Raw genomic sequence first — 21,956 nt, 5'->3', positions numbered from 1 at the left:
CCCCGGGGGGGCCTGCGTACCGTGTAGCCGTATCGTCTAGTTCGTCCACATGTCGACCTCAAAGTCCGCCAAGGCCGCCGCGACGGTCGTCAAGCGACATTAGCTCGTTCTTTTAAGGCTTCGCCGGTGACCGCGCGCTTCCACGACTTTCACACGGCGAAGCGAGACGACGTTGCGAGGTGACGCGCTATTGTCCCCCGCAGTTGATCGCCCCTCTAGCCGCTGACGTCACTGGCAATCACTGTCCGCGCGAAGTCTACTGTTTTATTTTTCCGGTTGCCTTCCCGCTTGACTTGGTCCCCGAAGCACCATCCGGCGACATCCCTTTTTCGCGTTGCTGCATGAGCGTCGCGCCGCTCGAACTACTTGACCCGCTGGAGGCGCTATTTGCCGCCTGGCCTGCGGTGGCACCGCGCTGAGTTCCTGAAGAAGGTGCGATCTGCGTATTTTGCGCGAATGCGCCGGCGCTCGTAGCCATAAGCAAGACGACTAGCAGAGTAGGGGTACGATCCATGGCGGTCTCCGGAGTTGGTAGCAGCATTTTCAGCATCGATCGTGCCTCATATGACAGCATTTTGCCGTGGCTGCCGCTCATCGTTAGACGCAGCAGCTGAGTGACAAGGTGAAGGCAACGTGCGCACGTTGGCACGGCGCTGAGCTCTGCGCCCTCCGACGCTCGGCGAGGAAAAAGGAGCCAACTTTTGACGGCCGTTTGATCCCGCTAAGTTCAGTTTGCTGCGCTGTCCCTCGCAGCACCGCGCGGGACCGTCTAGCATCTCGTCGACACCCTCCTTGAAGTCTGCCCCCGCATCGCCCTACTTTACGGCTCCTGACCTGTAGAAATTAGAATCGTCTGTAGCGCGAACGAGGGCCGAGAAAACGCCACGCCTTTCATGGCTAAGCAGTCTTCGACAGCGTTCCCCAAAAAAGACGGCACGTCTCGACGCAGAGCGTTGACGTCAAAACCTACGACGGATCAATTGCGGACGGGCGACATGACTGGGAGCATATGCCTTGCTGGGTTCCGCGTCTCGACCATTGAAGAGCGCATTACGGATGTCAACGTTGCCACTATAAAGTCGTTATCCGGGAACAACCCGATACGCAAGGATTGCGGATGGTGGACGGAAGCCCGGATTCGTCCAGGAACATAGCGATCTCCGCGGGGGTGGGCGTCGGGTGAAAGTGGAACTAGATCATGTAGAAAGGGGTCACCGGCAGTGGTCGATGGCGGGTCCTGTTAAATCGAACGCTGTTAAGAGCACAAGCGAACGAGAAGAGCGTTGATGGTTTCCACCTAGTCTCACTAGGCCCGAACGCTGCTGACAGAAGGAAGCACGAACGCCGTCGAGCTCGATCTAATGTCAGCCGGAGCACTCAAATGAGCCGCATCTCTTCAACCTTCGACATCGATGCCACTCCGCGCCGCGCCGACGGCGAGTTCATGGCGCACGCGAAAATTACCGCGGGAAGCGGAAGCGAGACGCAGATCTTCATGAGCGGCGACCTCGCAGGATTCGACGCGCGCGATGACGCGATCGCGTACGCGCGGAGCTGGGCTGGTGACTGGATCGAAGCTTTCGTGCGATTGAGTGCCCGTTGATGTCCGCATGGACGCATCCCCGATTCGAAAAGAGATCCAATCACCCTCACAGAGACTAGACCACGAATCCGCAGGAAACCAACTCAGCAAATCAACTAACAAGCGCGAGAAAGACTCTAGCTCTGCTCCTCGCCAAGCGCTCGACCGAGGCGACAAGAAAAATGGACAGGAAGCTCGACGAACTGGACGTATCGACGACGGAATCGGGCAAGGATCAGTCGTCGAAGCCGGACACGAAAGGATCGAACTCTTCGAGCAAAAAGCTCGACCAACAAAGCGACTAGTTGGGACCCTACATCGCACTCACGTCGAGCCCGCCCCACGCGGCGGCGGCGGGCTCGACGATCCGCCGCCAATGCTTGTCCGGCACTGCGCCCGCGATGACCTAGTCGCCGAGCTTCGTCAGGAACGAGCCGTGGCCGCCCGCCGCGATCAGCGCGTATTGCTTGCAGTTCGCCCAACGCAAGGGTTTCCGCCTGCAGTGGCAACGGCCGACCGCTGCGCTCCGAAAAGGCACGGATGTATGCGCTGAGTTCGTCGAGCTCTTCGTGCTGAATGGGCGTATATGCGCTTCTTAGTTACGGGTTCTCGCCGAGCGAGTAGCTTAGCCTCAACCCAAAGTGGAAAGCAATCGTGTTCGAGGACATGTGGCTCCAGTACGCAATAGCGCGCTTCTTCATTGCCTCTGGCGTGCTTCTTTCCTCCATGGTGGCCCGTAGATCTGAACTTGCCATGTCGTCGTCGCGGCGCAGCAACTCTATCAGTAGTTCCTGCTTTCCATTGAAACTGAAATAGAATGCGCCGCGCGTGTAGCCAGCGGCCTCTGAGATGTCTTCCACAGTTGTGGCCGCTATACCTTTTTTCACGAAGATCGTCCGTGCAGCCTTAAGCAGACGCTCCCGCGTCAGCTCTCGCCGCTGTGCCCGTGTCAAGCGTTTCTGTTTCATGACATAACGTATAGGTCAGGTTGCCACGCGCGAGCGGGAAAGTCGACGCCCGTCTCAAATGACTGGTCTTACAGATTATCTGCCGGCAATGATTTCGCTACTCCGCGCAGCGCTTAATTGTGATGTTAAACTCATTATTGATATATGTGTCAATTGTAAAAATCGCGGGTAGTGTCCGAGCGGAGCACAATGCCGCAACGACCGAGCTTGTTCGGTGAACGCTCGACCAGGGAATCCCTCGTGCCAAGAGCTACCATCGGCGCGAATGAAGTTCGGATCGGCCGGGAGATGGTCAGAGTAGATGGCGAGGTTGACGCCGAACGCTGGGTATGGTGCTGAAGATGTGCGATCGTAATCGGCCCTGCCAACGGTACACACGAGTGGATCGTGGCGGACGTGACCCACATGCGCCGTGATCTCCGGCCTCGTGCGTACGTACCGCGTGTGCAACGTCGAGTCGGTACCTGTACCTGCGTCATGTCCCTTCGGAACTGCCTCAGGGACCGCCGGACGTCGGCATCGGCGATTTGCTACCACCGCAGGCCTCAAGATCGTCCCCTGACGACAGCAACATCCAAGCGGGCTCATCGCGACGCGCTTCGTCCGCACTAGAAACATCCGTGACGCTACGCAATGCTCACACCTCGGCTTGTGCGCTCAAATCAGCAGTTGTCATTGACGGCTATGGCGGCGCACGGCGCTTGATAGCGTCTCCGTGACATTGAAGCTAGGTCGCTGAAAGCAGTCAACGAGAATCAATTGCAATTTTTTCGACGTCGGCCTTCTCGACTCGATGCAGGACACCTCGAGTAAGACTTAGCTCGATCAAGGATGCGCAACGGCGACGGTTCGATTTCGCATAAGTCGGCGGTCATCTCACCGCCGCGTGATCGAGCAGCACCCGCGCGGGAGGGACCAGACGCCGACGGCAAACTCAGGGCGTCGGTCCCGCACGGATCCCGGTGGTTGCTGCGCCTGCCATGCCGCAAGCGCCAGATCCAGATTGAAGAACATCCGGTCGCGCCCGAGCGTCTCGCCCAGCGGTGAATGCTGCACCATTGCCAGTACGCCCGGATTGAGACCCACGAGCCAGAGCGCTATACCTTGCCTGCGAAGCTCCTTTTCAGCATCCGTGAGCATCTTGAGCGCCGTGTACTCAAGATCGATTACGGCGCGCAAATGGAGCACAACGATCCGCGGATGAGTTTGCTCGATCAGCGTGCGGATCTTTTGGCCGACGCGCTCGGCATTGGCAAAGAAAATTGGCCCTTCCGGCCTTAATAACAGGAGGTCTGGAAAAGCCTCGTCGTCAGGGTGCTCTGCGGATACCGGGCGAAAGACGTTCGTGCCAAGCTTGCGGTGCAGCACATATACCGGGGGATCGGACGTCTGGTAAGCAAGCGCCAGGAGGGACACGACGATAGCGATCAAGATGCCCAGCAAGGTCCCGAAGAGCACGACTCCGCCGGCCGCAACGAGCGCCCACACGAACTCCGTGCGGCGTACGACGATAATCGCGCGAAATTCCGATGGCTTGATCAGGCCGATCGAATAGACGATAACAACCGCTGCCAGCGTGGCGTGCGGCATCATTCCGATAAAGGGCGCAAGCACCAGCATCGTACCGAGCGTGAGGGCTGCCGTGACCAGTTCGGCAAGCTGACTGCGAGCGCCCACAAGACGGTTCACGGCCGTCTGGGACGTGCCTCCGCCCGCGGGCATGGAGCCTAGAAGTGCGCCGCCCACATTGGCAAGTCCGATCGCCAGCAACTCTCGATCCGCCTGTGGCGCAGGTTCTTCGCTCGCAACGAATGCTCGCCCGGACGCGATCGTTTCGGTAAAGCTCATCAGTGCAATGCCGGCTGCAGCGGGCACAAGCGACGCGACAAGCGACAGGTCCGGCACGGTGACGGAAGGGAAGCCCGTCGGCACATGGCCGACAATGTCGACCCCGTGAAGCTGCAAGTCGAGCAGGCTCAAGCTGCCGATTCCACCTGCTACCGCAATTAGCGGCGCGGGCGCTCGTGGAAAGACACGCTCCATGGCGACGAGAATGCCCACCGTCATCGCCCCAACAGCGACCGTAGCCGCTGACGCGTGCGGGATACCCATGACGGTAGCCAGCAGGTTGTGTAAAAACGCCCCCTTGGGAAAGTGAATGCCAAGCAGCTTCGGCAACTGATCCAGCACGATTACGACCGCGACACCAGCCTTGAATCCAGTCAGCACAGGATCAGAAATGAAGTTGGCAATGAATCCGAGCCGCAGAAGTGCGGCGAGCGTGAGGATGGCCCCGACCAGTAGCGTCAGGGTTGCAGAGGCCGTCAGGAGTTCTGCCGTCGCTCCATCCGGAACCACACGGGCGAGGGCCGCTGCGGAGAGGATGGCGATGGTTGCGCTTGTGCTCACGCTGAGCGGCCGCGACGATCCCAAGATCGCGTAGATCACCATCGGAAGGAACGCGGTATACAGCCCGACCTGCACTGGCAGCCCGGCGACTGTCACGTACGCCAAGGCCTTCGGAAGTACGACCGCCGCAGCCGTCACGCCGGCAATGATATCCGGCTTGATCCACTCCTTCCGATAATCGCGGACCCACTCAAGGACCGCAATACGAAACCCGCTAGACGAATGTGTTGATGAATCTTTTCCCATAGTCACGCGGACTCCCGATCATCGTCCGGATGCTTCGTCTGCCAGCGTTAGGGTGTTTTCCACCAGTTAGTGCTGCATTTCCCAGTTCTCCCAGAAGATCATCACGTCGTCGCCCGACAGCATCCCATCGAGGAGCAACGCGCAGAAAGCAAACACCATCGTTGCAAGTATGGCACCAGGCGTCGACGCGTCATAGGGCGCATCCAAGCGCACGTTATCGGCATTTCAGGCGACTTAACCGATCCCGGTTCCCCGCCGGAGGCAATGCGGAATTCCTCAAAATTTATCAGGCGCCGGCGTGCAACAACGCTTAAGAAATGCCGGCGCATCCCCCGCATCGCGTATGGGTTCGCTTGCAAGCCGATGGTCGAAGGCGAGCGTCGGGAGGCGGCTAGTGGGCCGATTTGGCCTTTTTCCTCACAGGCGATTTTTGTGTGCGTTCCTCGGTTCCGTGCGCGGCGACGGGCACGAACCTGTAGGGGTAGTCCGGTTCGAGAAAGTCTCCCGCGCTCCGCCGCTGCGGCAACTTCACGTGTTCCCGCGGCACGCTCTCGTAAGGTACCTTGCTGAGCAGATGGCGGATGATAGTCAGGCGGGCCCGCTTCTTGTCGTCGGAGCGGGCTACATACCACGGTGAAAATTCAGTGTCAGTCTTCGCGAACATTTCGTCGCGTGCCTTCGAATAGTCGTACCATCGCCGATACGATTCGAGGTCCATCGGCGAGAGCTTCCAAACCTTACGCTCATCGTATATGCGCGCTTCGAGGCGCCGTGTCTGCTCCGCAGGACTGACCTCCAGCCAGTACTTGATCAGGATAACCCCCGAATCAATGATGGCGCGCTCGACGAGCGGCGTCGCAAACAGGAACTCCTGCACCTCACACTCCGTGCAGAAACCCATCACGCGCTCAACGCCCGCGCGGTTGTACCAGCTGCGGTCGAAAATCACGACCTCGCCAGCCGCCGGCAGGTGCGGAACATAGCGTTGCATGTACATCTGGCTCTTTTCGCGAGCGGTGGGCGCGGGCAGCGCGATGACCCGGAAAATGCGTGGGCTAACGCGCTCGGTGATCGCTTTGATTGTTCCGCCCTTGCCCGCACCGTCGCGTCCCTCGAACAAGACGCAGATTTTCGCGCCGCTATGCACGACCCATTCCTGCATCTTGACCAATTCGCCATGGAGCCGGCGCAGGTCCTTCAAATACGCGTGCGTGCTGAGCTTCGCCGAATCGCCGTTTTTAGCTTCTTTCGGAGTGTCATCCATGGCTTCTCTCCCTGAAAATGCGGCGATCCCGCCCATCTGTGTACCCTAATGCAATCGCGGCGTCCTCGCGCCTCGGGGCAACGTGACAGGCCACGGCGAAGCTGGACCAGATGAACGCGAGTACATCCTACGAGATGGGCGCAACGCGCGTGCTGAACGCAGGTATGCGCTCTCTCTCTCCAACACTCCTGGTTTGATTTGCAGACTGTCACACGACCCAACCGAATCGATTGATATAAATCAAACGTTTTGCGATATTTAGATATCCTTTAAAGAAACCCGTCATAGATGATCTTCGCTCATGGTGCAAACTCGTTTGGCTAGAGCGGCGGTCTGGACCAAAATGCAACAGGTTAGTGAAGCGCTGAAGGTGACCGTGTTGAGGCCTCGAGCACGCGCGCAGTCCGTTAAAACCAGGCATTCGCCCGCATTCCTTAGCCACCCCGCCAAAAGCCTCGCCGCGCGGGTAGCGTTCCCATTGGGCAAGCGATCCGGATCTTCCGCACCCGTCCTATGCACTGGCGGCGTATCGTCCATGATCGCCTATTCGTTGGAAGCCATTCCTTGCTGCGTACCGTTTTGGTTCAAGCCTGTCAGCACGTTTGGCTCGTTGGGCGTTACAACGCGTTTCGGTCGTTCATATGTGTTTACCACCCCTCTTCGACAGACCGTCGCTCACTCCGTTCGGCACAGAGCAAATAGTGCGAGCTAGGAGCGCCTGGTGGCATGGCGCACGCATCTGTGCAATCTTGATCTGGCACATGCCGGCTTGAGACGTCGCAGAGAACGACTTTCCTTGATTTGAGTCAACGGTGTCCGGGTCTCAGACGTCGATACTGGCAACGTCGTGCATCCCACCGGAGAAGTCCATGGCGAAGTCGATGAAAGCCGCTGTCGTGCATGCTTTTGGCGAACCCCTTCGCATCGAGGAGGTGCCTGTTCCGACCCCCGCGCGAGGCCAGATTCTCGTTAAGATCGCCGCGTCAGGCGTGTGTCACACCGACCTGCACGCAGCCGAGGGCGACTGGCCGGTCAAGCCCGCGTTGCCGTTCATTCCCGGGCACGAGGGCGTTGGCTATGTCTCGGCCGTCGGCGCCGACGTCAAGAGCGTCAAGGAAGGAGATCGCGTCGGCGTGCCGTGGCTGTACTCCGCGTGCGGTCGCTGCGAGCATTGTCTGAGCGGCTGGGAGACGCTCTGTCACGATCAGCAGAACACGGGCTATTCTGTGAACGGCGGATACGCCGAGTACGTGCTCGCTGATCCGAACTATGTCGGCCATCTGCCGTCGAAAGTCGGCTTCGAGGAGATCGCGCCAATCCTGTGCGCTGGCGTCACCGTGTACAAGGGCATTCGCATGACCGACACGCGGCCCGGACAATGGCTTGCGATCTCGGGTATCGGCGGCCTTGGTCACGTCGCGGTTCAATACGCCATTGCGATGGGCCTGCATGTCGCCGCCATCGACGTGGAGCCCGCGAAGCTCGCGCTCGCACGCGATCTGGGAGCGACGCTCGTCATCGACGGCTCGACCGATGACCCCGCGGCCGTGATCCAAAAGGAGATCGGCGGCGCACACGGCGTACTGGTCACGGCAGTCTCGCGCAGCGCATTCGCGCAGGCGCTCGGCATGGTGCGCCGCGGCGGAACCATATCGCTGAACAGGCTGCCTCCCGGAGATTTCCCGCTCCCGATCTTCTCGACGGTGCTCAACGGAATTACCGTCCGGGGCTCGATCGTCGGGACGCGGCGGGACTTGCAGGAGTCGCTGGAATTCGCTGCTGAGGGCAAAGTCCGCGCCCGGATTCATCCCGACCGGCTCGAAAACATCAATTCGGTATTCACCGATCTCAGAAACGGCAAGGTGGACGGCCGTGTGGTGCTGACGATCGATTGAACGGCGATGTCCCATCGAGGCGCGGTCGTCGACATCGGATTTGACGACCCACCCGTACCGCTCGTCGAAGATTCGCCTGCAATCCAAAGCTCGGTATCCGCACAGGTCACCGGCACATCGATCGAGCACCGGGCCGTGGATGAAAGCTCCGGCGCAGCATTGCACCTGACGCATCCTTATTTGCATCCGAGGAATTTGAACGCTGGAGCAAAGCGTCTGCGCAGGCTTCAATGGAATGAGGCGAAGACTGTCCCAAAGTCGGTGCGCCGATCGCGCGGTTACGCAGCCAGGTCACTGCACCGAGCCGTCTTTCGCCGCCGCTCCCCGGTGGCGCGGTGTCAGCGGCGGTAGCGCGCCGAAGTGTCCCTGTCGTTCTTCATGCCAAGCCGAAATCGCTTCGGCAATATCTTGAGTGTCGAATATGGCGCTCTGCAGTAAGGCCATATGTCGCAACGAGTCAGACGTACTATGATCGCGCGCGAAGTTCATCGCAGTCTTGCACCCGGCAACGGCTAGCGGGGACTGGGACGCGATGGTCCGGGCCAGTTCCATCGCGTGTCGGAGGAGCGCCTCGGCATCGGGCAACACGGCGTTCACCAAGCCGACGGCCAATGCACGCTCGGCGCTCAACCGTTCACTGGTGTAAGCCATCTGACGAGCCACGCCGGCGGGAATGATCTTAGGCAGGCGTTGGAGCACGCCAAGGTCGGCCGTCATGCCGATCTGCGTTTCCTGAAGAGCAAAGAATGCATCCGTTGTGCACGCGCGAATGTCGCACGCGACGGCGAGATCGAGGCCCCCGCCGATGCACCCGCCCTGGATTGCACAGATGACGGGAAACCGGACCTGATCGAGCGTGTCGAAGCAATCTATCAGGTTTCTCAACGCGTGCTGGAAGCCCAACCGCGCCCGTGGACTGCTGTTGTCAAACGCATCCGTTGTGGCGGTGAACACCTCGAGCGCCATGCCGGCCGAAAAATGTTTTCCGGTGGAACTGATGACGAGGGCACGGGTGTCGCCCGCGTCATCGAGCGTCAGCACGGCGTCGCGCAGCCCAGTGAAGAAGCTGGGACCCATCGCATTGAGTCGCTCGGGGCGGTTCAGCCGTAGATGTGCGATGCCGGATTCGGTGCTGATCTGAAAGTATTCGTTATCCATTGATAGCTTGAGAAATTCAATTTAATTCGTCTGTCTGTCGCATCTCAACGCAGCAGCATCGCACATACCGCCAGACCGGCCACATAGGTCCCAAATGCTCCAACGAACCGGAAGGGATTGGGTTTAGCCATCGTGGGCCAAGCGATAAGGCCAATGACGAGCACGCAGCGGTACGCGGTTGCCGCGACGATCAGCGACTCTACCGCCATCGAAGGCGATCGCGCGCCAAGGTAGAGAAACAGCATTGCGAGGAATGGCGCGTATTCGGCTGTGTTGGCATGAGCTCGAATGAGCTTGTGTAGTCGGTTCGCGGGGTCCGCCTCGCAGCCAATATAGGTACCTTCGCGAAAACGCATCACTGAGATGGACAACCCGAGGCCGAAGAGTAGTAGCCCAAGAACCATCACGCATGAGAGAGCAACAGTGTTCATTTGACCAAGCCTCCTCGGCGGGAAACAACGAACGCCTGTTGGCAAGCAGCGTTCGCGTGTCGTTCATTCGATTACGATGATTACGCGAGCTCCACGTCGATGGTCGACTGGGCGAGGCTGATCTCGCCCAAATACACGCTTTCCCCCAACTCGCATTTCCGCCACGCTTTGCCGAGCGCATGACGGATTTCGACACGGTAAATTCCACTTCCCTTGGCCAGGCCGCCGAACCGGAAATCACCGAAATCGTCCGAAACGGTTTCAGCCAGCTTTTGATCGCCGACATACAGGGCGACCGCGGCACCCGGTACGCACTCGACCACGTCGCCTATACGAGTGCTGACGCTTGCGCCGATGAAACAGGTTTCCCAACGCTCCAGGCCGCTGTACCACACACGGGGCTGCGTGCTCAAGTTCGGCCGTAGTACTTTGAGGCCCTCACGTCGGGCCCTTTCGGCCATCGCTGCGTCATCGATCTTGACCGTCTCGAAAACGTCGGTAGGGCATGACTGCTGGCAGCGCGGCTGAGGCCAGCCCTGGTCGAGCAGATGAGCATCAAAAATCCACGTCTGCGGCAGTTGCAGTTCTTCGTTCCAGACGATGGCTTGGTACGGGCACGACTTCACGATGTCTCTGCGGCCCCGCGCCTTCTCCGGATCGATGATGACGATGCCGTCGGCGCGCTTGCGAATGGCGTCGCCGCCTACCCGCATGCATGGCGCTTCGTCGCAGTGGTTGCACATCACCGGCAGATAGGTGGTCTCTACCATATGCGAGTCGCCCTGAACACGGCGCAATATGCGCAGGGGGCTGACGGCATCTGCCGCGGCGGGCGCGGCATACCCGGGGAAGTCATTGCCGACATGCTCATCCCGCCCGGCGATAACGCAGTTCTGGCAGTTTTCGCACCGCCCAACTTTGATAATTAGGTTCCACTTGTTCACTCTATGTTCCTCACGCTGCGCGACCGAGCAAGAACGCCTCGGCACTTCTCCACTTTTCGACCTGTACGAGGCAGGAGTTGGGGCTCATGCTGCTTGTGCCGGCGGTTTGCGGCCGGTCAGGGGTAAGCATATTCATGCAACCGCCGATTTCGACGCGCTCGCCATCGATCTCAATCAGCTTGAATTCGGCGCTCGCCTCGTACGACTTGACCACTCCCGCATTGACCAGGGGCGAGACGTCGGCCGCGCAAATCACGGCGCCCCGGTCGTTATGAACCTTGACGAGGTCGCGATGCGAAATGCCCCGGATGGCCGCGTCTACCCGACTCAGTCTCAGCAGCCAGAAGCGGTGGCCGCCGAGCAGTGCGCGATGGTCTTCGACGCTGTTGACGGAGGAATTCTTTCCGTCGCAATGGGTATGGAAGCTGTAACGGCTGTGGGTGGCGATCAACTGCAGCGGATAGCGCTGAGCCTGTTCCGAGCGCAATCCTTCCCAAGAAGGGATGTATCGGTTGAGCGCGGGCCGCTCGGGGTTGTCTGCCGTGTGCCGCTTAAGGAGCTCGGGTACGAATTCCAGCTTGCCACTCGGCGTCTGCAGACCCATGCCGAATTTTTCGGCGAACTGAGACGGTAGCGGATGAGGTTCTTGCAGGTCCTTGCGCCGCCCCTCCGCGAACCAACGCATGTCCACCGGATGGCGTAGCTCGGGCTTCTCGGGTGGCACGACAAAATAGCCCTTGCGGCAGAATTCGCGCCACGAAAGATGATCGGGCAAATCCGACGAGTCGAAAACCCGCTTGACCCAGTCCAGTTCGCGGCATCCCTCGGTGAACACGCCGCCCAAGCCAAGCCGCGTCATGATGGCGGTGAAAATGTCGTAGTCCGAACGGGATTCACCCAGAGGCTCAATGCACTTGTGCTGCAGCGTCACCATGCGATGATTCACCGTGCCGTGTCCATGGTGCGCATAGCCACCGGAATTCGACCATTCACCGATGTCCCAGCGCTCCAGCGGAGTACACGCTGGCAGGATGATGTCGGCAAACTGCGCCTCGCCCTCCATCCAGATCGACTGGTTGATTACGCACTCAATGCTTGGGTGCCGGTAAGCCTCGGCCCAGCGTCCGGAATTCGTCACTGTGCTAAACGCGGACCCGCCGTAACGATAAATCATGTGGATCAGCGAATACCCGGGCATGGGGTAGCTGAACGGTGCGAACTGGGCTTCCTGGGAAATGCCGTCCCAAAGATAGCCAATCGCATGGCCGTTGATGATGGCATCGGGCAGTTGCTGCCGCGGCACCATTTGCTTGACCGGGTTCATGGTCAGGATGTGCGGCATGCGCTGGTAATTGTTGACCGCATTAGCGGTCCAGGCGAGGTCGCCGGAAATGCCGCCATCCGCATAGCCAGGAAAATAGAAATGGAGGTCGTGTGGTGCACCGACTTCAAGACAGCCGAAATTGACCCCCGGCTTACCCCAACCCCGCATCGCCATCATCATGATCATGCAGCGCGCCCACTGCGCTCCGGTCGCGCCACGGCCCGCGCCACCGAATCCCGCGCCCGTCATTCCGACGGCGAGATGGACCTTCTTGTTTCCCCATAGGCGCGCCAGCGCCCGGACGTCCTTGGCGGGCACGCCGGTCTCGCTCTCCTGCCACTCGGGCGTCTTGGGAACGCCGTCCGTATCGCCCAGCAGATAGGCCTTCCACTCGTCGAACCCGGTTGTACGGGTGGCGATGTAATCTTTGTCGTACAAGCCCTCCACGGCCCACACATACATGATGGCCGTGGCCAACGCAGCATCAGTTTGCGGTCGAACAGGAATCCAGCGCCCGCCCAGCAATTGGGCTGTGGGATTGCAGTGCGGGTCGATATGAACGAACTCGATGCCAAGTTCCTTGGCCCATAACCGACGCGGTGTCCCTTCGAAACCCGCATAGGCCCCGTTGGTGCTTTCGGGATCGCAGGACCAGAAGACGATCATGTCGGCTTCCTGAAGACAATCCTCGATGCCGCCATAGCCGGACGGCACGCCGATGCGCATCGAATTGCCGAAATGATGCATGGCGCCCCAGTACCATCCCTCCCAACTGTCGGGATTGGCGGCAACGCGGGTAAAGCCAATCAGGTTAGCAAAGCGCGTCAGCGCGCTGAGGTAGTAGCCCACATTGCCCCATTGGTGGTGGGACGACATCGGGAACGTGATGGAACCAGGACCGTGAACACGCTTCTGCCGGTTGATTTCCTTGGTAACCATGTCCAGCGCCTCGTCCCAACTGATGCGGACATAGCCGGACTTCCCCCGGTTCCCGGGATTGCGTTCGCCGTCAGGGTCGAAGTCGACCCGTTTCATGGGATGAAGGATGCGTTTGTCCGAGTAGACGAGCGATTTGAGCGTCAAGGCATGGGGCGCGACCAAGCCACGCCGTGGCGGGCTAAAGCGGCGTCCGCGCGCCTCGATGACCCAACTCGACGCATCTTTGCTGTCCAGATCGATGGGCGTCACCCGAACGACTCGGCCGTCCTTCACGTATACGAACAGCGGCCCGCCGTTGGTGCAGGTCGTGTAGCGGTGGGTGCCGTCACGCATGGGCATGCCCATTGGCAGGCCGACGGTCTGTATCATGCTTAGGGTTTGCAACAGCCAAACCAACAGTTCGTCCTCGCCTTCGGTGACCACCTTGAAGTTTTTCGCGGCGTGGATGATTTCGCCTTGGTCCGGGTTCGGCGAGAGGAACTTAAGTGCCGTGGCGACATCCTTGAACACCATGCGCACGTCGGGCCGAAGATGCTTGCCGGCGCGTGACCGAACACGCCCGCTCTTGAACGTGATGACGCGGCCGATGCTTTCATCCGCGAGTCCGATCCACGCCACGAGATCACGCTCCTTCAGGCGATCACGATAGACTGGAAAGCGGCGGGCCGTCAGGTCGAGGACCTTGGGCAACGCAAAAAGAATGGTCTTCAGAGCCTGTCGTTTCATTATTCGATCCAAATGGAGGCTCGCTGCGCTAGCGCTGGCATGACGGCACGACTGACCGCTTCACCAATCATGCGAGCAGCCCGGGCAAGCGTCGTCATGCTGCGTTGTGGGTTGTAGACCCGGCAAGAGCGAGCCTTATTGCGGCAGCATGCCTTGCGATAGGTCGTAGTCGGCCTTGGAAATCGCGGACCACAGGCGGGTCCGGTGGCGCGAAACATGACGTATTCCATGTGTTTGATGAGCATTCAACCCTCTCGATTGGCGCACTGATGACCTGTACGCGCTAGAACGTATAGGCGACGTTCACGAAGACGTTCAGCGGATTGAGTCGAAGCGTCGATGTGGAAACGATCTGCGTTCCCGTTGCGGTCTGCCCGTACAACGTAAGGTGGGTCTTCACGGGAATGTAGCCGACCGAGGTTCCGACCGACCAATGTTTGGTGATCGCGTAATTTGCCCCGATCTCAAACACGGGATTCCAGGATGAACTGAGTTCCGCGTGCGCCGAACCTCCGGGTCCCAAGTTATCAGTCACAAATTGGCTATTGGAAATCCGAACCTGAGTGAACCACGTGTAGTTCACGCCAAGTCCTATGAATGGACGGAATTTCGATTCGGCTGAAAACAGGTGGTATCGAAGTTCAATGGCGGGCGGCATCGGCTTGGTCGAGCCGAGGTTGCCATACTTCTGTAGCGTCCCCTCTCCAACCAGATTGACTTTGAGCGGCAGCCCCACAAGCATGGCGACACCAATGTTGTCCGTAACGTAGTACTCTGCAGTAATCCCCACCGTGTCCGTCGAGGTCGGATGTGCCCCGCTCCCAGCCAGCTGCTGATTCACGGCTACGCCACCAACGCTCTCTACGGTGAGTGGCGTTGCGTTGCCCTGGGGCGCGACGTGGAGCCAACCTGTCGACAGTGTGATGCTCCCGGCTGACTGCGCATGGGCATTGTCGGTCAGCGCAGCCGAGCAGATGCAAGCCGCCATGCCGGCGGAGCTGATGGTTCGCCTGTAATTCCTCAAGTGTCTTCTCCTGTCTCGTTGCCTGATATTCTTATGAGCCCCCGGTACATCATTTGATACAAGTCCGCGCTCCGTCCTGCGTGACTGGATCGCTCTTCACGGTCTTCTTCCGACCACGAACACTAAACGTGACGCGTTTAAGTAGTTATACTAATTACCATATCCAGCTTCTTGCTTTTACGCGGTATGTACTCTGCCCTCCGTACGTCTCCTGATATATGCCTCAATCTCCAAACTAAGATGGGCGCATCGCCAAGCGTTCAGCCTCAGGCGGGAACACACACCAAGCACCGTCGCGGTGGCGAAAGAAAAATAGTCCAACCGGCCCTGTTGGTAACAGTAGCTCGATACGCACACCGTGTTTCTGGTTCGAGGATGCATGACCAAATCGCGTAACCCGAACCGGTACCGCAGAGATTGGCCCGAGCCATTTTTCAACGAGCGACCGCAAGGACCTTTCCGATGCAATATTCATTCTCTTCCCCACCTAACCGTTGCGAGCTTGTAACTCATGACGCTCGCGTTTGAAGCTCGCCACCGGGGCCCGTAGGCGTGACCGAACGCGCCCACCGATGTCGTGGTTCGTGTACCTTAGGCTGCCCACGCGTCTCTGAAGGAGTTCGTCTGTCAGCGGTGCCCTTCCGGTGACGGCTTCGCGGCGGACGAGACCGTAAAGGCGAACGGAAAGCGCCCAAGCGCGGCTATCGCCCATGCTTCACGCGCGGGGTTAGGAAGTTCGACGTGGAGTGCCATCCCGCGAGCGGTGTCTTCAATGATGCTCACGGTTGCGTCCTCGACGCCCGCCTCCACCAATGCCGTCCGTAGGGCGTCTTCCGTTTCCCGGCGTCTTAGCGCGGGCTTGAAGATCTTGCCGACGCCCGTCAGCGGCATCGCATCCACGATGCGTATTCCCTTGGGAACCGCGGCGCGTTCGTTGATCTCGTGACGCAGAAACTCGGCCAATTCCGCCTCGGTTGCCGTGGTGCCTGGCTTTAGCTGGACATACGCGACCGGCAACTCGCCCGCGTGCATATCGGGACGCCCCACGGCTGCAGCAATCTGGACCGCGGGATGGCGATGCAGTGGCTCTTCAATTGCCGCAGGGTCGATGTTGTGTCCGCCCCGGATAATCAGCTCCTTCTTCCGGCCGGTGAGCCAGAAATAGCCGTCGGCGTCGCGGCGCCCGAGGTCGCCAGTGTTAAGCCAGTTCATGCCGTCACCCAACTCCATCCAGATGTCGGTGGTCTGCTCCGGACGGGTGTAACCGACGAACACGTTGGCGCCGGAGATCACCAGTTGGCCGACCTCATCCGCCTCGCAATCCCGTATATATCGGCCGGCTTCATCGACCACCACTGCTTTCATCGCCTGCCCGGGAAGACGAATTCCAATTGAACCGACCTTGCGTTCGCCAAACGGCGGGTTGACGCTGCTCACGCAGGTACCTTCCGTTAGGCCGTAGCCCTCGAGGATTCTTATTCCGGTACGATTTTGGAAAGTGCGCAGTAACTCCACCGGCATAGGGGCGGCGCCGCACAGGCCATACTCGAGCGAGCTGATGTCGTGATCGCCGACTGGAACGTCCAGCAGCGACCCGTAAAGTGTCGGGACACCGCTAAAGAAGTTGATGCGATAGTGCTCGACAATCTCCCAGAAGTGCTTTACAACGCCCTCGCCTCGATAACCTTGCGGTGTGCCGAGCACGATGTGGGCACCTCGCGAGAACCCCAGCAGCCCTGTCACCGTGACGGCGTTGACATGGAACAGCGGCAATCCGCAAAAAATCACTTTTCCCGGGCCGATGCTTTCGCCGAAAAACTGACCTGCACTCCACGCATTCGCCACCTCGTTGCCGTGCCGGCGCATCGCAAGCTTCGGCAGTCCCGTGGTGCCGCCCGTGCAGAAATAGGACGATATGTCATCGAGGCTGACTCGAAGCGTGCTGCTGAGCGCAACGCCCGACTCCCGTTCGATTGCGGTGCTGTAGTCGTGGATGTCAATCTGCGCAGGAACCGCGCTACGCACACCGCCCTCGCCATACAACCGCGAACACTCGCCACGTTGGAGCATCCGCGCCACGAATCGCTTTTCAGTCGACATTCGGTCGACCAGATTGACAAGCACCAGATGCCGTAGTGCGGGAACCTTGTGCAATACCGACTGCACCTTCTGCCAAAGGTCAATCCCGGCAAACGGCGCCAGTGTGACAAGCACGCTAGCCCCTGAGGCGACCAGCAGCTCGCCGATGGCCTCCCCTTCAAGCAGCGGATTGATGGCGCAGACAATCCCAGCCGCCTCGCCGCCCCAGATCACGAAGTGCGTCTCGGGGAGGTTGGGTAGTACATAGGCAACAACCGAGTTGCGTTGAACGCCCAGTCGCGAGAACAGGTTCGCGGTGCGCGTGACATCGCGCATCAGTTCACGATACGTCCAGCTTTCGGGGTTTCTATAGTCGTCGGCCGTTGCGAAGAACGAAAGGGCCGGTGCCGATGGATTGATGGCGGCGCCCCGGCAGATCATGTCGTAAGTGCTCGACGGGAGATCGGCCACCTGCCCCTGCGCTTCGATGGCAAGGACATCCTGTACGTGTGCGACGCCTTTCATGCTGCCTCTTCGACGACAACGTTATGCTGCACGCCCAGATTGATCGAGCGGTCGTAGCTGGCAATGTGCGCTTCCACGACGTCCCCGACCTGCAGGTATTGCGGCCTCTCTTCCTGCATCTTCAAGAAAAGCCGCCATTTTTCGGCCTCAGGCAGTTGCGCCGCGGCGCGCTGCTTTTCGGGTGACGGAATGCTGAGTGCACAACCGGAAGGGGTGCCTGTCGCGAGCAGGTCCCCGGCGTGCAAGTCGTGTATGCGGGAAAGCTCCGTCAACGTCTCTGCCGGGCCATAGACAAGTCCCGCCGTGGTGTCATTCTGGCGGACCGTTCCGTTGACCGTCAGCGTCAGCACGAGCTCCTTTAACTTCGGACTGTCCTGTTCTTCCAGGAGGCAAAGATAAGGACCGACTGGGCCAAAGGTGCGATAACTCTTGCCTTTGTAGAACTGCATTTGCGGAATCTGGATATCGCGCGCGGAATAGTCGTTGACGATCACGGCGCCGGCGATGTAGTCGTGCAGGTTCGCATCGGTGACCGTTTCGCCGGACGTGATGTTTCGTTTGAGGACGAGACCGAGTTCGATTTCATAGTCGAGAAACTGGACCTCTTTTGGCTTCACTACAGGCGAGTCGGCCGAAACGATGCAGCTCGTCGCCTTCGTGAAGATCATGTTGAATTTCTTCACATCCGGGTCCATGCCGGACTCAATCATGTGCTGGCGATAATTCGCACCCTGGCAGATGAACTGTTGATTGGCCGTCACGGGCGATAGCCATTGCACTTTCGATTCAGGAATCGTCGGAGCGCTTAGCAACAATAGTCGCTCAACCGGGTTGGCCGCGATAAACTCAGCGGTCGACTTGAACTCGCCGGGGATCGGCGTGATAGCGCCGTGTGCAACCACGCCCCACTGGGCGCGGCCATCATGCAAGTAATGCAGAACGTGAAGTGCCATTTATCGATCTCCGGATGCTATAGAAGGGTTTGTTCAGGCGAAAATCTTCGCCAATGTCCGCAGCTTGCTCAGCGTCAGGTCGGGGCTACGGCGCAGGTTCCTGACGAGCGCCACGATAGTCGCCGGGGTGAAGCTCGGCTTCGTGAAGCTGCGCGGCATCGTCGGCCCCCACTGGGCCATCGCCTCGCGGCTCACCGCGTGCACACCCGCCGGCACATCGGCGGTAAAGAGATCGCCGTCGCAATAGTGTTCGTGCTTGTTGCCCCACGGGTCCTGCCAGTAGTCAAAGATCTGGCTGCCCAGGATATGCCGGCCAATCCCCCACGCGTGCGTCCATCCCTTCTCGCGCAGGACGCGCTGACCCATGCCGACCGCGTCGGCATCAACAAGTTCGTACGCACTATGGCTGTAGGTGGGCAGAAAGCCTTGTGCGAATGCAAGCGTATGGTGATCGGCCGGCTTGTCACCCAGGTCGAGCCGCATAAACGCAACGACGGGCGAGCCATCGGGAAGCACCTGTACATCGCTCGGGATGAAGCCGAAGCACTGCGTGTACCATGCGCAAGTTTCCTGATAGTCGGCGAGTTCCAGCACGACATGTCCGAGCCGGATAATTTCCGGGGCGTGCTCGGGCGGCCGTTGCGTCCCATTGATGCGGACGGTCGCATCCACGGAGTTGAACGGCAATGCTGGCCGATGGGGCAAGGGCGCAGTGCGCGCCTGGCCCCATATCGCGTCGACGCGAAAACCTGACGGGTCCGTCAGTCGTACCATATAGCCGCCGCCTGGCAGGGGGGACCGTTCGACATCCGAAGCGCCAGGCAGTTTTGCAAGTGCATCAAGATCGGCCCGGTTATCGACCTGCAACCCGAAGCCAACGAAACGGGCTTTTGAAGCCTTCCGAACGACGTAGCAGAAAGGCGAAGCACCCGTTCCTCGCAAGAGGAGGAGCGCTTCACTTCGCGACACGGTTCGAAGACCGAAGTCATTGAGAAACTTCTCGGCTTTCTCAAGGTTTGGCCGATCGAATATCAGATAGGCCAATGCCGACGCTTTCGTCGTGGGATTGGGGTGGCGGGCCGGATGTGCAGTGGTCAGTTTCATGGCGAATAGTCACGCGGTGTGGATAGCGGTTTTGAGACCCCAGGCGGTGTCGTGCTCACTGGCTAACCAGCAGTGCTGACCTAGCAAGGAAAGACTCTCGCGCACGAGCCGCTGCGCGTCGGTCGCCGGTCCGTCGTGAACCACGGTCTTGTCGGGCCGTACGACGGCGGCCCATCCGACCGGTACAAGATGCGGAAGGAACACAGCGTCGAGGTCCTCCCAGCTGTCACTCCGCCGTCCGCAGCGCGCGATCTGCACGATGCTTCCGCCAGCACGAGCGAGCGCCGCGGCAGTAGCAGAATCGAGCGAAGCTCGGGCATCCGTGCCAAATCCAATCAGCACCAGTCCCTGCCCGAACACCTCGTCGCTCAGGCACGTTTTCTCGTCCGCACCTCGTATCCGCCCCTGCGCGATGACAGCGCCCCGGACCAGTTTCGTCGGTGAGCGGCCTTTGACGAACAGACCTCTTGTAGATGCAGTATTTGACTTGCTCTGCCATTCCGCGATTTGCAGGTGCAGCCGGGGCACCCGGCACAACAAGCGCGTCAGCCCATGAGCCCACGGGGCGACGACGCCATGGCGCGGAATGACGAGCTTTTCCATGAATCTTGCGAGCTTGATCATCGGCTTCGAGCGGGGCTGCCTCTCCTGGTCGTAGGTGTCGAGAATGCGTGCGTCGGCTCGCCCCTGAACCACCCATGCAAGCTTCCAGCTCAAGTTGGCTGCGTCGCGCAGTCCCTCGACCAACCCGCGGCGGACGAATGGCGGCGTGATGCAGGCCGCGTCCCCCGCGAGGAACACACGCCCTTTGCTGAAAGCATTAACGGTTAGACCGCTTGAATGGAGAGCACGCCGCGCATCCGGCAGGCGTCGTTCCTCGGCAAAGGTCTTGCGCTCGAATTCCTTTCCGATGAACTGTCTCACCAGCGAGTTCACCCCGTCCGAGCCGACCAGGTAGCGTGCGCGAATCACATGCGTGCGCCTATGCCCCAAGTCCAGCCGTGCGAGCACATGATCCCGTTCCAGCGCAAAGCCGATTAGCCCGACACCCAGCGCAACTCGAGCGCACTCATAGCGCCGCAGCCGAGCAAGGAGGCAACGCTCGAGTTCCGACTGATAGAACTTGAACTTCGGGTGACCATCGAGGCTGTCAAGCGAATCGACCTCGGCGAACTGGTGACGCGAGGGGGGACGCACGTGGACGACTGGAATGGCTATCGTCTCAAGATCGCGCTTTTCAACGCCTGCAAGCCGAAGGACGCGCAGCGCGTCCTCATCGAGTTCGATCACACCGGGCGGCTCGAACACTTTTGTCGACTTGTCGACAACCATCACGTTCACGCCATGGCGCGCCAGAAGATTGGCAATGGTTGCGCCTACCGGTCCGCAACCCACCAACAGAACATCCACCATTGGCGCAAGCGTGTCGATCCGCCGACCAGCCGGGCCGTGCGAGGCGAACGGCCCGGCACCTTCTTTTGCTGTTGTCTCCACAGTCACTCCGTCTCCATTTACAAGGCCGGCTCTTCGTGGCCGTTTGTGACATTAAACTCATAGCTGATCGTTTTGTCAATATAGAGGTTTGCATCTATACTGCGGATATGACCAGACTTGGGATCATCATGACGAACGCGACACATCGCCGGCCAGCCAAACGTTCCAGCGCTGCTGCACCCGTCAATCCGCCTGCCGTAGTAGAAGAGCGGGAGCCACGCGGCGCGCGCCGCAAACGCGAGACGCGTGCACGTCTGCTCGACGCCGCCCTCAGGTTGATGGCCGAAAAGGGTATGGAGGGCGTGGCGATCAACGAAATCACCGAGGCCGCCGACGTAGGCTTTGGTTCGTTCTACAACCACTTCGAATCGAAGGAAGCGATCTACGCGACGCTCGTCGATAACGTGTTTGAAGAATTCGCGAACATGCTCGATCGCCTTGCAGGGGGCATTACCGATCCCGCAGAGGTAGTCGCCGTCTCTGTGCGCCACACTGTCCTGCGTGCGCGGCACGATGCGGTGTGGGGACGTTTCCTAATACGTGAAGGATTTTCTGCGCGCGCGATGAGCCGCGGGCTGGGCCAGCGGCTACTGCGCGACATCGGCAACGGCATTGCCGCGAAACGGTTCGTCGTTGCCGACCCGTTTATCGGATTTCTCGCAGTGGGCGGCACGGTCCTCTGTGCGATCGCCGCCGAGCTGAACTTCGTCGCGCCGGGCGCGAGCTCGCCGGGCGTACTGAAAGAACTCGGCTTCAGCGGCGAGCACTTCCCGGAGCGCACGGCAGCGATGTTGCTGCAAACACTCGGGCTAAAGCGCGCTGAGGCGGAAAAGATCGCAGCACGGCCATTGCCCATCGTCGATGAAGCCGTCGAGGAAAATTGAGGATCGC

The 21,956-nt window shown here is 59.8% G+C and carries 17 protein-coding genes; 4 read left to right on the top strand and 13 right to left on the bottom strand.

Translation table 11 applies throughout. The annotated features are described in order from the left end of the window. The first annotated feature begins 1,381 nt into the window (after positions 1-1,381). Positions 1,382-1,603 carry a hypothetical protein gene (locus IAG25_RS37850; protein WP_187609412.1) on the top strand — a complete coding sequence of 74 codons (222 nt, stop codon included), beginning with the start codon at positions 1,382-1,384 and terminating at the stop codon, positions 1,601-1,603. Positions 1,604-1,764: 161 nt separating this feature from the next. Then, complete coding sequence (locus IAG25_RS41810; RefSeq protein WP_255504274.1) at positions 1,765-1,887, top strand: hypothetical protein; 123 nt, start codon at positions 1,765-1,767, stop codon at positions 1,885-1,887. Positions 1,888-2,181: 294 nt separating this feature from the next. On the opposite strand, the gene IAG25_RS37840 is transcribed toward IAG25_RS41810, so the two are convergent. From IAG25_RS37840 to ppk2, 4 genes are all read right to left on the bottom strand, one after another. Further along, positions 2,182-2,550, bottom strand: coding sequence for a TetR/AcrR family transcriptional regulator (locus IAG25_RS37840; protein WP_255504273.1), 369 nt, complete (start codon positions 2,548-2,550; stop codon positions 2,182-2,184). An 876-nt stretch (positions 2,551-3,426) separates the two neighbouring features. Beyond that, the gene (locus IAG25_RS37835; RefSeq protein WP_187609411.1) at positions 3,427-5,205 is read right to left on the bottom strand and encodes a SulP family inorganic anion transporter; all 1,779 of its coding nucleotides are present in this window, start codon (positions 5,203-5,205) and stop codon (positions 3,427-3,429) included. Between the two features lie 66 nt (positions 5,206-5,271). Beyond that, entirely contained in the window at positions 5,272-5,412 is a 141-nt protein-coding gene (locus IAG25_RS37830; RefSeq protein ID WP_255504271.1) for a hypothetical protein, read from the bottom strand. Positions 5,413-5,596: 184 nt separating this feature from the next. Continuing rightward, the gene (gene ppk2 / locus IAG25_RS37825) at positions 5,597-6,469 is read right to left on the bottom strand and encodes a polyphosphate kinase 2 (protein WP_187609410.1); all 873 of its coding nucleotides are present in this window, start codon (positions 6,467-6,469) and stop codon (positions 5,597-5,599) included. 869 nt (positions 6,470-7,338) lie between these two features. Here ppk2 and adhP point away from each other — a divergent pair. Beyond that, positions 7,339-8,364, top strand: coding sequence for an alcohol dehydrogenase AdhP (adhP, locus tag IAG25_RS37820; protein WP_187609409.1), 1,026 nt, complete (start codon positions 7,339-7,341; stop codon positions 8,362-8,364). Between the two features lie 291 nt (positions 8,365-8,655). Here adhP and IAG25_RS37815 read toward each other — a convergent pair whose 3' ends face one another. The 9 genes from IAG25_RS37815 to IAG25_RS37775 all read right to left on the bottom strand — a co-directional run bounded on the left by IAG25_RS37815 (position 8,656) and on the right by IAG25_RS37775 (position 21,071). Continuing rightward, positions 8,656-9,522: an enoyl-CoA hydratase-related protein gene (locus IAG25_RS37815; protein WP_187609408.1), complete on the bottom strand. Its 867-nt coding sequence runs from the start codon at positions 9,520-9,522 to the stop codon at positions 8,656-8,658. 44 nt (positions 9,523-9,566) lie between these two features. Continuing rightward, the gene (locus IAG25_RS37810) at positions 9,567-9,953 is read right to left on the bottom strand and encodes an MAPEG family protein (RefSeq protein WP_187609407.1); all 387 of its coding nucleotides are present in this window, start codon (positions 9,951-9,953) and stop codon (positions 9,567-9,569) included. 80 nt (positions 9,954-10,033) lie between these two features. After that, positions 10,034-10,897, bottom strand: a complete 864-nt coding sequence (locus IAG25_RS37805) for a 4Fe-4S dicluster domain-containing protein (RefSeq protein ID WP_187609406.1) — start codon at positions 10,895-10,897, stop codon at positions 10,034-10,036. Between the two features lie 10 nt (positions 10,898-10,907). Continuing rightward, the gene (locus tag IAG25_RS37800) at positions 10,908-13,886 is read right to left on the bottom strand and encodes a molybdopterin-dependent oxidoreductase (protein WP_187609405.1); all 2,979 of its coding nucleotides are present in this window, start codon (positions 13,884-13,886) and stop codon (positions 10,908-10,910) included. Positions 13,887-14,169: 283 nt separating this feature from the next. After that, positions 14,170-14,874, bottom strand: coding sequence for an OmpW/AlkL family protein (locus tag IAG25_RS37795; protein ID WP_062258583.1), 705 nt, complete (start codon positions 14,872-14,874; stop codon positions 14,170-14,172). A 663-nt stretch (positions 14,875-15,537) separates the two neighbouring features. Then, positions 15,538-17,514: an acyl-CoA synthetase gene (locus IAG25_RS37790; RefSeq protein ID WP_187609404.1), complete on the bottom strand. Its 1,977-nt coding sequence runs from the start codon at positions 17,512-17,514 to the stop codon at positions 15,538-15,540. Further along, positions 17,511-18,467 (bottom strand): fumarylacetoacetate hydrolase family protein, encoded by a 957-nt coding sequence (locus IAG25_RS37785; protein ID WP_187609403.1) that lies wholly within the window; start codon positions 18,465-18,467, stop codon positions 17,511-17,513. The genes IAG25_RS37790 and IAG25_RS37785 overlap by 4 nt, the downstream gene beginning before the upstream one ends. A 33-nt stretch (positions 18,468-18,500) precedes the next feature. Next, on the bottom strand, positions 18,501-19,571 hold the full coding sequence (locus IAG25_RS37780) for a VOC family protein (RefSeq protein WP_187609402.1): 1,071 nt from the start codon (positions 19,569-19,571) through the stop codon (positions 18,501-18,503). 9 nt (positions 19,572-19,580) lie between these two features. Continuing rightward, the gene (locus IAG25_RS37775; protein WP_309244012.1) at positions 19,581-21,071 is read right to left on the bottom strand and encodes an FAD-dependent monooxygenase; all 1,491 of its coding nucleotides are present in this window, start codon (positions 21,069-21,071) and stop codon (positions 19,581-19,583) included. 122 nt (positions 21,072-21,193) lie between these two features. Here IAG25_RS37775 and IAG25_RS37770 point away from each other — a divergent pair, with 122 nt between their 5' ends. After that, positions 21,194-21,949 carry a TetR/AcrR family transcriptional regulator gene (locus IAG25_RS37770; RefSeq protein WP_187609401.1) on the top strand — a complete coding sequence of 252 codons (756 nt, stop codon included), beginning with the start codon at positions 21,194-21,196 and terminating at the stop codon, positions 21,947-21,949. The last annotated feature ends 7 nt before the right edge of the window (positions 21,950-21,956 follow it).

Origin of the sequence: Caballeronia sp. EK (assembly GCF_014384845.1) — a bacterium.
Classification (GTDB): Bacteria; Pseudomonadota; Gammaproteobacteria; order Burkholderiales; family Burkholderiaceae; genus Caballeronia; species Caballeronia jiangsuensis.
The sequence above is the reverse complement of the archived record's forward strand: the minus strand, read 5'-3'. Positions and strand labels throughout refer to the sequence as shown.

Bases quoted from the DNA above. Each gene is read 5' to 3' on its own strand.
- IAG25_RS37840 (WP_255504273.1), bottom strand. From the start codon at position 2,550: ATGAAACAGAAACGCTTGACACGGGCACAGCGGCGAGAGCTGACGCGG.
- IAG25_RS37850 (WP_187609412.1), top strand. From the start codon at position 1,382: ATGAGCCGCATCTCTTCAACCTTCGACATCGATGCCACTCCGCGCCGC.
- IAG25_RS37795 (WP_062258583.1), bottom strand. From the start codon at position 14,874: ATGGCGGCTTGCATCTGCTCGGCTGCGCTGACCGACAATGCCCATGCG.
- adhP (WP_187609409.1), top strand. From the start codon at position 7,339: ATGGCGAAGTCGATGAAAGCCGCTGTCGTGCATGCTTTTGGCGAACCC.
- IAG25_RS37770 (WP_187609401.1), top strand. From the start codon at position 21,194: ATGACGAACGCGACACATCGCCGGCCAGCCAAACGTTCCAGCGCTGCT.
- ppk2 (WP_187609410.1), bottom strand. From the start codon at position 6,469: ATGGATGACACTCCGAAAGAAGCTAAAAACGGCGATTCGGCGAAGCTC.
- IAG25_RS37835 (WP_187609411.1), bottom strand. From the start codon at position 5,205: ATGGGAAAAGATTCATCAACACATTCGTCTAGCGGGTTTCGTATTGCG.
- IAG25_RS37800 (WP_187609405.1), bottom strand. From the start codon at position 13,886: ATGAAACGACAGGCTCTGAAGACCATTCTTTTTGCGTTGCCCAAGGTC.
- IAG25_RS37815 (WP_187609408.1), bottom strand. From the start codon at position 9,522: ATGGATAACGAATACTTTCAGATCAGCACCGAATCCGGCATCGCACAT.
- IAG25_RS37790 (WP_187609404.1), bottom strand. From the start codon at position 17,514: ATGAAAGGCGTCGCACACGTACAGGATGTCCTTGCCATCGAAGCGCAG.
- IAG25_RS41810 (WP_255504274.1), top strand. From the start codon at position 1,765: ATGGACAGGAAGCTCGACGAACTGGACGTATCGACGACGGAATCGGGC.
- IAG25_RS37780 (WP_187609402.1), bottom strand. From the start codon at position 19,571: ATGAAACTGACCACTGCACATCCGGCCCGCCACCCCAATCCCACGACG.
- IAG25_RS37810 (WP_187609407.1), bottom strand. From the start codon at position 9,953: ATGAACACTGTTGCTCTCTCATGCGTGATGGTTCTTGGGCTACTACTC.
- IAG25_RS37785 (WP_187609403.1), bottom strand. From the start codon at position 18,467: ATGGCACTTCACGTTCTGCATTACTTGCATGATGGCCGCGCCCAGTGG.